The sequence below is a fragment of the Rubrivivax gelatinosus genome (genome assembly GCF_016583785.1).
Classification (GTDB): domain Bacteria; phylum Pseudomonadota; class Gammaproteobacteria; order Burkholderiales; family Burkholderiaceae_C; genus Rubrivivax; species Rubrivivax gelatinosus_B.
This window is the reverse complement of record NZ_NRRU01000042.1, coordinates 35066-43813: the sequence shown is the minus strand read 5'-3', so window position 1 is coordinate 43813 and position 8748 is coordinate 35066. Positions and strand designations below refer to the sequence as shown.

Sequence of the window (8748 nt, the reverse complement as noted above, 5' to 3'; positions counted from 1 at the left end):
CGCAGCCGCAGCGGCCGCGTCTCGGCCGAGCCGGCGCCGCCCGGGCGCGCTGCGGCGAAGCGCAGGCGGCGCTGCGCGCGCCGCTCGACGAACAGCAGCAGCGCCACCGCAGCCAGCAGCAGCGAGGCCAGCTGCGCCGCCGCGACCCGGTCGTACATCACCAGCCAGGCTTTGTAGATGCCGGTGCTGAAGGTGGACAGGCCGAAGTAACTACCGACGCCGTAGTCGGCCAGCGTCTCCATCAGCGCCAGCGCAACGCCGGCGGTGATCGCCGGCCGCGCCAGCGGCAGCGCCACCTCGAAGATGCGCCGGCGCAGCCCGGCGCCGAGCAGGCGCGCCGCTTCCATCATCGGCGCCGCGCGTTCGCCGAGCGCGGCCCGCGCCAGCAGGTAGACGTAGGGGTAGAGGCAGAGCACGAACAGCAGCACCGCGCCCCAGAGGCTGCGCACGTCGGGCCACAGCGCGCCCTGGGCGCCGGTGAGCGCACGCAGGCCCACCTGGACCGGGCCGCTGTACTGCAGCGCGTCGGTCCAGGCGTAGGCCAGCACGTAGGCCGGCATCGCCAGCGGCAGCAGCAGCGCCCATTCGAAAGCGCGCCGGCCCGGAAAGTCGAACAGCGCTACCACGACCGCGGCCCCGGTGCCGACCAGCGTCACGCCCAGGCCCACGCCCAGCACCAGCAGCGCCGACTGCAGCGTGTAGTCGGCCATCACCGTCTGCGCCTGGTGGCGCAGCAGCGCCAGCGCCGCTTCGTCGAGTGCGGCCCAGGCGCCGAGCACGCCCAGCACCGGCAGCGCCAGGGTCACGCAGAGCAGGGTCAGCAGCAGGCGCATCGCGATGGAAACCCGGGCCGGGCGGCGCGCCTCCCGGTGATCTGGATCAATTAAAAGATGCGAACGATTATCATCTTCCGATGTTTCTGAGCGTGGAATCCGTATCGGTGCGCTACCCGCGCGCCGCCACCCGCGCCGCGGTCGACCAGGTCTCGATCGCGCTCGCGCCGGGCCAGATCGGCGTGCTGCTGGGGCCTTCGGGCTGCGGCAAGACCTCGCTGCTGCGGGCGGTCGCCGGGCTCGAACGCTGCGCCGGCGGCCGCATCACGATGGCCGGGCGCACGCTGTCGGACGCATCGGCCGGTGTGCACGTCGCGCCCGAGGCGCGCCGCATCGGCATGGTGTTCCAGGACTACGCGCTGTTCCCGCACCTGAGCGTGGCCGACAACATCGCCTTCGGCATCAAGCCGCTGCCGCGCGCCGAGCGCGAGGCACGCGTGGCGGCGATGCTGGACCTGGTCGGGCTCGCTCACGCCGCCAAGCGTGCGCCGCACCAGCTCTCGGGTGGCCAGCAGCAGCGCATCGCGCTGGCGCGGGCGCTGGCGCCCAGCCCGGGGCTGCTGCTGCTGGACGAACCCTTCTCCAGCCTGGACGCCGACCTGCGCGAGTCGCTGGCGCACGAGCTGCGCGCGATCCTGAAGGCCAGCGGCACGACGGCGCTGCTGGTCACGCACGACCAGTTCGAGGCCTTCGCACTCGGCGACCTGATCGGCGTGATGCAGCAGGGCCGGCTCGAGCAGTGGGACGATGCCTACACGCTCTACCACCGGCCGGCGAGCCGTTTCGTCGCCGGCTTCATCGGCCACGGCGTGTTCGCGCCGGCGCGCATCGAGGCCGTTGCCGGCGTGCCCAGCGTGCGCACGCCGCTGGGCACGCTGAAGAACGTCACCGAATGCCCCCTGCCCGGCGCTTACGCCGAAGGCGAATGCGAGCTGCTGCTGCGCGCCGATGACATCGTGCACGACGACACCAGCCCGGTGAAGGCCTGCATCGAACGCAAGGCCTTCCGCGGCGCCGAGTTCCTCTACACGCTGCGTCTGGCCAGCGGCGAACGCCTGCTGGCGCACGTGCCTTCGCACCACGACCACCAGATCGGCGAATGGATAGGCATCCGGGTCGAAGTCGACCACGTCGTGGTGTTTGGCCCCCAAGCTCGCTAGCGCTCGCTACCCCCCATGGGGGCCGTCCGCCTACGGACCGGCGGAGCCGGTCCGTGGCGGGTAGCTTGGTGGCGGGCGGGGGCGGGGGTGGTGCTGGCGGTTGACCGCGATCGCCGGGCGCGCGCGCGCCGCTGCGCCCGTATCCGTGCAGGACGCACGCCCGATGCGGGAAGTCCGCCATCTCCCTGTCGGGCCGCGGCACAACCCGGCCCCCTATACTGATGCGCAGAGCAGGTCTGCCATCGGAGTTGGACGTCTATGGGTGCAAAACTGAGAGTGGCCGGGCTGCTGGCCGTGGGCGCGCTGGCTGGCGCGATGACGACGCTGCAGTTGCAGGCGAATGCGCGCAGCACGCTGGCGCCGCTGCCGCTGGAAGAGCTGCAGCAGCTCGCCGCGGTCTTCGGCATGATCAAGAGCGACTACGTCGAGCCGGTCGACGAGAAGAAGCTGATCTCCGACGCCATCGGCGGCATGGTCGCCGGGCTGGACCCGCACTCGCAGTATTTCGACAAGAAGAGCTTCAAGGAATTCCGCGAGAGCACCGGCGGCAAGTTCGTCGGCATCGGCATCGAGATGGGCATGGAAGACGGCCTGGTCAAGGTGGTCTCGCCGATCGAAGGTTCGCCCGCCTTCCGCGCAGGCCTGAAGCCCGGTGACCTAATCACGCGCATCGACGACACCGCGGTCAAGGGCCTGTCGGTCGACCAGGCGGTCAAGCGCATGCGCGGCGAGCCCAACACCAAGGTCAGCCTGACGGTGCTGCGCAAGAGCGAGAACCGCAGCTTCCCGGTGACGATCACGCGCGAGGAGATCCGCGTGCAGAGCGTGCGCGCGAAGATGTTCGAGCCCGGCTACGCCTGGCTGCGCGTGAGCCAGTTCCAGGACCGTACCGTCGACGACTTCGTGCGCAAGCTCGATGAGCTCTACAAGCAGGACCCGAACCTCAAGGGCATCGTGCTCGATCTGCGCAACGACCCGGGCGGCCTGCTCGACGGCGCGGTCGCGATCGCCGCGGCCTTCCTGCCGCAGGACGTGGTCGTGGTCTCGACCAACGGCCAGATCGCCGACTCCAAGGCCACCTTCAAGGCCGCGCCCGAGTACTACCTGCGCCGCGCCGGCAACGACCCGCTGAAGAAGCTGCCGGCGGCGCTGAAGACGGTGCCGCTGGTGGTGCTGGTCAACGAAGGTTCGGCCTCGGCCAGCGAGATCGTCGCCGGCGCGCTGCAGGATCACAAGCGCGCGACCGTGATGGGCGCGCAGACCTTCGGCAAGGGCTCGGTGCAGACCGTGCGCCCGCTGTCGGCCGACACGGCGCTGAAGATCACGACTGCGCGCTACTACACGCCTTCGGGCCGCTCGATCCAGGCCAAGGGCATCGTGCCCGACGTCTGGCTCGACGAAACCGCCGAAGGCAACGTCTTCGCCGCGCTGCGCATGCGCGAAGCCGACCTCGAGAAGCACCTGCAAGGTGCCGAGGAGAAGAAGGACGCGGCGCGCGAGAAGGCACGCGAGGAAGCGCGCCAGAAGCTCGAGGAGCAGTTCGCCAAGAGCAAGGAAGTGCCCAAGCCGCTGCCCGAGTTCGGCAGCGCCGAGGACTTCCCGCTGGTGCAGGCCTTCAACCAGCTGCGTGGCAAGCCGGTGATCGTCAGCAAGACCGCCGTCGAACGCCAGGCCGAAGCGCCCGAAGACAAGCAGTGAAACGAAGTGCCGGCACGGACGACGGCGTCCGCGCCGGCCGCCCCTCAGCCCGGGCGCCGGCGCCTGGCCGCGCCCAGCGCCGCCAGGCCGAGCGCGAAGCTGGCCCAGGTGGCCGGCTCGGGCACCGCGCTGATCGTGATGTTGTCCAGCGCGACATAACCACCACCGAGCGAGCCGTCGGTGAGGTCGAAGTGCACCGCGGTGACCGCCAGCCCGCGCGCGAAGCTGCTGAAGTCGTGCGTCAGCGTCAAGGTTTCGCTCGTCGTGCCGCCGCCCACCCGGTCGTAGCTGACCGTGACCGACGCCGTCGGCGCGGACGTGAACCAGCTCTGGCCGATGTCGAAGCTGTCCAGCACGAACGCCTGGCCGTCGCTGCGAGCGAAGCCGAAGCTGCCGCGCGCGTCGACGAGGTAGGGCGTGCCGTTGTCGGCGCCGTTGGCCGGCGCGGCGATCTCGACGCCCAGGTAACCCGAGTCCGAGCTGAATGTCAGCGGGCCCGAGACGAAACTGGCCGCGCCCTGGAAACGTTCGCTGAACTCGTCGAAGTCGACGAGCTCGGCGGCCCGGGCGCTGCTGCCCAGGCCGGCGGCCAGCACAGCGGCCGCGACACAATGCTGCAAGGTCGGCACGGCAGTCTCCTGCAGGTGGTGAGGCCTCCGAGCCTGCCCAAGCCGCCGCCCGTGCCCCACCCCGCGTCCCGAGCCCGAAAGGGCTGTTTCTGGAAAGAGCTGTAGCCGGACGTGAGAGACGACCAGCTTCTGCGCTACTCGCGCCACATCCTGCTCGACGCCATCGGCATCGAAGGCCAGCAGCGGCTGCTGGCCGCGCACGCACTCGTCATCGGCGCCGGCGGCCTGGGCTCGCCGGTCGGGCTGTACCTTGGCAGCGCCGGCGTCGGCCGCATCACCGTCGTCGACGACGACCGCGTCGACACCACCAATCTGCAGCGCCAGATCGCGCACCGCATGGACCGCGTCGGCACGCCCAAGGCCGAGTCGCTGGCCGCGGCGATCGCGGCGCTGAACCCCGAGGTCGTGGTGCAGCCGCTGGTGCGCCGCGCCGACGCCGCGCTGCTGGCCGAACTGGTGCCGCAGGCCGACGTCGTCATCGACTGCAGCGACAACTTCCGCACCCGCCACGCCGTCAACGCCGCCTGCGTGCAGCACCGCCGGCCGCTGGTCTCGGGCGCGGCGATCGGCTTCGACGCCCAGATCGCGGTCTTCGACGCGCGCCGCGCCGACGCCCCCTGCTACGCCTGCCTGTTCGCACCCGACGCCGGCCACGAAGACGCCGCCTGCGCGACGATGGGCGTGTTCGCGCCGCTGGTCGGCATCGTCGGCAGCACCCAGGCCGCCGAGGCGCTGAAGCTGCTGGCCGGCATCGGCGAGCCGCTCGCCGGCCGGCTGCTGATGCTGGACGCGCTGGCGATGCGTTTCGACGAGATCCGCGTCGCGCGCACCGACGCCTGTCCGGTCTGCCGTTTAAGCTCGCCCACATGAACGATCCTGGACACCCGAACCTGACCTCGCGCAACTTCCCGACCGCCGAGGAAGACGCGCGCACGCTGGAAGCCCAGCGCTACGCCGGCCCCGAGAGCGCGTACCGGCTCGCGTTCACCGACACCCAGTTCCTGCTGCGCGAGGAGTTGCGCACGGTGCGCATGCAGCTCGAACTGCTCAAGCCCGAGATGGTGCAGCGCGAGCAGGGCATCGAGTCGACGATCGTGATCTTCGGCAGCGCGCGCGTGCTGCCCGAGCAGCAGGCACGCGAACGCCTGGAGGCCGCGCGCAGCACCGGCGACGCCACCGCGCTGGCGCGCGCCGAGGCGGCGCTGGCGATGAGCGCCTACTACGAGCAGGCGCGGCGTTTCGCCGCCATCGTCACCCAGCGTTCGGCCTCGCTCGAGACGCCGATCTACGTCGTCACCGGCGGCGGCCCCGGCATCATGGAAGCCGGCAACCGCGGCGCCTACGAGGTCGGCGGCAAGAGCATCGGCCTGAACATCGTGCTGCCGCACGAGCAGGCGCCCAACCCGTACATCACGCCGGAGCTGTGTTTCCAGTTCCACTACTTCGCGCTGCGCAAGATGCACTTCGTGATGCGCAGCATCGCGCTGGTGTGTTTCCCCGGCGGCTTCGGCACGCTGGACGAGCTCTTCGAGACGATGACGCTGATCCAGACCGGCAAGAGCCGGCCGCGCCCCATCCTGCTGTTCGGGCGCGCCTTCTGGGAGAAGCTGATCAACTTCGAACACCTGGTCGAGACCGGGATGATCGGCCCCGGCGACCTGAACCTGTTCCGTTTCGTCGAGACTGCCGAGGAGGCCTGGGAGCACCTGGCCTCGTTCTACGGTTTCGATTCCCGCCCCACCGAGGAGCCGCTGCATGCAGCCTGAACCTCTCCACCGGGTGAGCCTGATCGGCGCGCCGACCGACGTCGGCGCCGGCACCCGCGGCGCCAGCATGGGCCCCGAGGCGATGCGGGTCGCCGACCTGCAGGCCACGCTCGAATCGCACGGCGTCGAGGTGCTGGACCGCGGCAACCTCACCGGCCCGTCCAACCCCTGGCAGCCGCCGGTCGAGGGCTATCGCCACCTCGACCAGGTCGTCGCCTGGAACCAGGCCGTGCACGACGCGGTGCACGCCGAACTGGCGCAGGGCCGCATGCCCATCCTGCTGGGCGGCGACCACTGCCTGGCGATCGGCTCGATCAGCGCCGTCGCGCGCCACTGCCGCGAAGCCGGCAAACGCCTGCGCGTGCTCTGGCTCGACGCCCACGCCGACTTCAACACCAGTCTGCTGACGCCCAGCGGCAACATCCACGGCATGCCGGTGGCCTGCCTCTGCGGCCACGGCCCCCAGGAGCTGGTCGAGATCGGCGGCCACGCGCCGGCGCTGAACCCGAAGTGGGTGCGCCAGATCGGCATCCGCAGCGTCGACCCGGGCGAGAAGCGCTTCGTGCACGAGATGGGGCTCGAGGTCTTCGACATGCGCTTCATCGACGAGATGGGCATGCGCCACACGATGGAGCTGGCGCTGGCGACGCTGGACGCCAACACCCATCTGCACGTCAGCTTCGACGTCGACTTCCTCGACCCCGAGATCGCCCCGGGTGTTGGCACCACGATCCCCGGCGGGCCGACCTACCGCGAAGCCCAGCTGTGCATGGAGATGATCGCCGACACCGGCCGCCTGGCCAGCCTCGACGTGATGGAGCTGAACCCGGCGCTGGACCTGCGCAACAAGACCGCGGCGCTGGCGGTCGACCTGATCGAGAGCCTGTTCGGCAAGAGCACGCTGATGCGCGCGCCGCGCTGAGGCTCAGGGCAGCGCGGCGCGGCAGTCGCTGCGCTCCAGGCTCGCGGCCGGCAGCGCGCAGCGCCAGGCCGCAGCCTGGCGCTCGCGCGTCGCGGCGCGGCGCCGGTCGCCCTGCTCGACGCTGAGCTGCACCAGCTGCCCGAAACCGAGCAGCACGGCGACGGCGCAGATCGCGGCCAGCAAGAGCCGCAGCGCGGTGTTCCTCGACATGGCGGCTGCAGGTTCGCCCTGCCTTTCCTTTCCTGACCCGACGGCAGCGCCAGGACATGGCGCACAGCCCCCATTCGGCCCGCAAACCGGCGCGCCATCGGTGCGCTGCAGCACGCAGCCACCGGCTGCGGGGGCCTGTGTTCGCCTGCGCACCGACAGCGGGCGGCGCCAGGGCCATGCTGTCCGTAGCGGCCCTTCGCCGGTGCCGGCATCACGCCGCACAGCGAACGGGCCCGGTCCCATTGGAAGGGAAAGCATGAACACTCGAACAAACCACCCCACGCGCCGGCTGCTGCTGCCGGCACTCGTCGTCGCCGCGCTGGCGCTCGGCGCCTGCGCGACGACACCGCCTCCGGCCGAACTGGGGCTGGCCAACGCCGCACTCAGCCACGCGGTCGCCGCCGGCGCCCCCGAATTCGCGCCCGTCGAGATGGCGGCCGCACGCGAGAAGATGACCCGCGCCAACAAGGCGATGGCCGATCAGGAGCCCGAGCGCGCCCGCGCGCTGGCGCAGCAAGCCCAGCTCGACGCCCAGCTCGCCGAAGCCCGTGCCGAGTCGGAAAAGGCCCGCCGCGCCGATGGCGCGATGCGCGCCGCCGACGGCGCGCTGCGCGAAGAGATGGCGCGCCAACCCAAATGACTCCCCGTACAGGACACCTGATGAACACCTTCAAACAGCTCGGCATCGCCGTGCTCGCCGCCGCCGCCCTGGCCGCCTGCAGCACCACGCCCCCGGTCAACGCCGGCCTCGACCAGGCCCGCAGCGACTACCGCAGCCTGCAGGGTGACCCGCAGGCCCAGCGCCTGGCGCCGGTCGAGACCAAACAGGCCGGTGACGCGCTCGCCCTGGCCGAAGCGGCGCAGGCGCGCCGCGACGACGTCGCCCAGGTCGACCAGCTGAGCTACCTCGCCAAGCAGCGTGTCGCGCTGGCGCGCGAGACCGCACGCCGCAAGGCGTCCGAAGAAGCGGTGGCCAACGCCGCCGCCACGCGCGACAAGCAGCGGCTCGCCGCCCGCACCGTCGAAGCCGACGCCGCAGCGCAGACGGCGGCCGTCGCCCAGCGCGACGCCGCCAGCGCGCAGCGCCAGACCGGCGACGCCGAACGCCGCAACGCCGCGCTGGAAGAACAGCTGCGCGACCTGAAGGCGAAGAAGACCGAACGCGGCCTCGTCGTCACCGTCGGCGACGTGCTCTTCGACACCGGCCGCGCCCAGCTCAACGCCGGCGGCGTGCGCAACCTGCAGCCGCTGGGCAACTTCCTGAAGGAGCACCCGCAGCGCAAGGCGCAGATCGAGGGCTACACCGACAGCACCGGCAGCGAGAACGGCAACATGGCGCTGTCGCGCCGCCGCGCCGACGCCGTGCTCGCGGCGCTGCTCGACATGGGGGTGTCGCGCAACCAGCTGTCCGCCGAAGGTTTCGGCGAAGCACGCCCGGTGTCGGACAACGGCAACTCGCGCGGGCGCCAGATGAACCGCCGCGTCGAGATCGTGCTGCCCGACGACGCGCAGGCAGCCGCGCGCTGAAAA

At 71.3% G+C, this 8748-nt stretch carries 10 protein-coding genes; 7 read left to right on the top strand and 3 right to left on the bottom strand.

What is annotated here, in order from left to right; all coding sequences use genetic code 11:
• Positions 1–833, bottom strand: an 833-nt coding sequence (locus tag CKO43_RS12735; RefSeq protein ID WP_200378858.1) for an ABC transporter permease, incomplete at its 3' end; no start/stop codon positions are given.
• Positions 834–913: 80 nt separating this feature from the next.
• Between CKO43_RS12735 and CKO43_RS12730 the strand changes: the two genes are divergently transcribed.
• Together CKO43_RS12730 and CKO43_RS12725 are read left to right on the top strand one after the other, a co-directional pair.
• Complete coding sequence (locus tag CKO43_RS12730; protein ID WP_200378857.1) at positions 914–1993, top strand: ABC transporter ATP-binding protein; 1080 nt, start codon at positions 914–916, stop codon at positions 1991–1993.
• A 258-nt stretch (positions 1994–2251) separates the two neighbouring features.
• Positions 2252–3691 carry a S41 family peptidase gene (locus CKO43_RS12725; RefSeq protein ID WP_200230044.1) on the top strand — a complete coding sequence of 480 codons (1440 nt, stop codon included), beginning with the start codon at positions 2252–2254 and terminating at the stop codon, positions 3689–3691.
• Positions 3692–3735: 44 nt separating this feature from the next.
• Here CKO43_RS12725 and CKO43_RS12720 read toward each other — a convergent pair whose 3' ends face one another.
• On the bottom strand, positions 3736–4320 hold the full coding sequence (locus CKO43_RS12720; protein ID WP_200378856.1) for a PEP-CTERM sorting domain-containing protein: 585 nt from the start codon (positions 4318–4320) through the stop codon (positions 3736–3738).
• A gap of 111 nt (positions 4321–4431) precedes the next feature.
• Here CKO43_RS12720 and CKO43_RS12715 point away from each other — a divergent pair, with 111 nt between their 5' ends.
• From CKO43_RS12715 to rocF, 3 genes are read left to right on the top strand one after another with little or no spacing between them, the layout of a single operon-like run.
• Entirely contained in the window at positions 4432–5190 is a 759-nt protein-coding gene (locus tag CKO43_RS12715) for a molybdopterin-synthase adenylyltransferase MoeB (RefSeq protein ID WP_200378855.1), read from the top strand.
• Complete coding sequence (locus CKO43_RS12710; RefSeq protein WP_200230037.1) at positions 5187–6086, top strand: LOG family protein; 900 nt, start codon at positions 5187–5189, stop codon at positions 6084–6086. The genes CKO43_RS12715 and CKO43_RS12710 overlap by 4 nt, the downstream gene beginning before the upstream one ends.
• Positions 6076–7008 (top strand): arginase, encoded by a 933-nt coding sequence (rocF, locus tag CKO43_RS12705; protein WP_200378854.1) that lies wholly within the window; start codon positions 6076–6078, stop codon positions 7006–7008. Before CKO43_RS12710 ends, rocF begins: the two co-directional genes overlap by 11 nt.
• Before the next feature lie 3 nt (positions 7009–7011).
• Here rocF and CKO43_RS12700 read toward each other — a convergent pair whose 3' ends face one another.
• Entirely contained in the window at positions 7012–7218 is a 207-nt protein-coding gene (locus CKO43_RS12700) for a hypothetical protein (RefSeq protein WP_200378853.1), read from the bottom strand.
• 256 nt (positions 7219–7474) lie between these two features.
• Here CKO43_RS12700 and CKO43_RS12695 point away from each other — a divergent pair, with 256 nt between their 5' ends.
• Entirely contained in the window at positions 7475–7858 is a 384-nt protein-coding gene (locus CKO43_RS12695) for a DUF4398 domain-containing protein (RefSeq protein ID WP_200230034.1), read from the top strand.
• A 20-nt stretch (positions 7859–7878) separates the two neighbouring features.
• Complete coding sequence (locus CKO43_RS12690) at positions 7879–8745, top strand: OmpA family protein (protein ID WP_200378852.1); 867 nt, start codon at positions 7879–7881, stop codon at positions 8743–8745.
• The last annotated feature ends 3 nt before the right edge of the window (positions 8746–8748 follow it).

What these genes read in the sequence shown, in the direction of transcription:
- CKO43_RS12730 (WP_200378857.1), top strand. Translation starts at nt 914, where the DNA reads ATGTTTCTGAGCGTGGAATCCGTATCGGTGCGCTACCCGCGCGCCGCC.
- CKO43_RS12700 (WP_200378853.1), bottom strand. Translation starts at nt 7,218, where the DNA reads ATGTCGAGGAACACCGCGCTGCGGCTCTTGCTGGCCGCGATCTGCGCC.
- CKO43_RS12725 (WP_200230044.1), top strand. Translation starts at nt 2,252, where the DNA reads ATGGGTGCAAAACTGAGAGTGGCCGGGCTGCTGGCCGTGGGCGCGCTG.
- CKO43_RS12710 (WP_200230037.1), top strand. Translation starts at nt 5,187, where the DNA reads ATGAACGATCCTGGACACCCGAACCTGACCTCGCGCAACTTCCCGACC.
- CKO43_RS12690 (WP_200378852.1), top strand. Translation starts at nt 7,879, where the DNA reads ATGAACACCTTCAAACAGCTCGGCATCGCCGTGCTCGCCGCCGCCGCC.
- rocF (WP_200378854.1), top strand. Translation starts at nt 6,076, where the DNA reads ATGCAGCCTGAACCTCTCCACCGGGTGAGCCTGATCGGCGCGCCGACC.
- CKO43_RS12695 (WP_200230034.1), top strand. Translation starts at nt 7,475, where the DNA reads ATGAACACTCGAACAAACCACCCCACGCGCCGGCTGCTGCTGCCGGCA.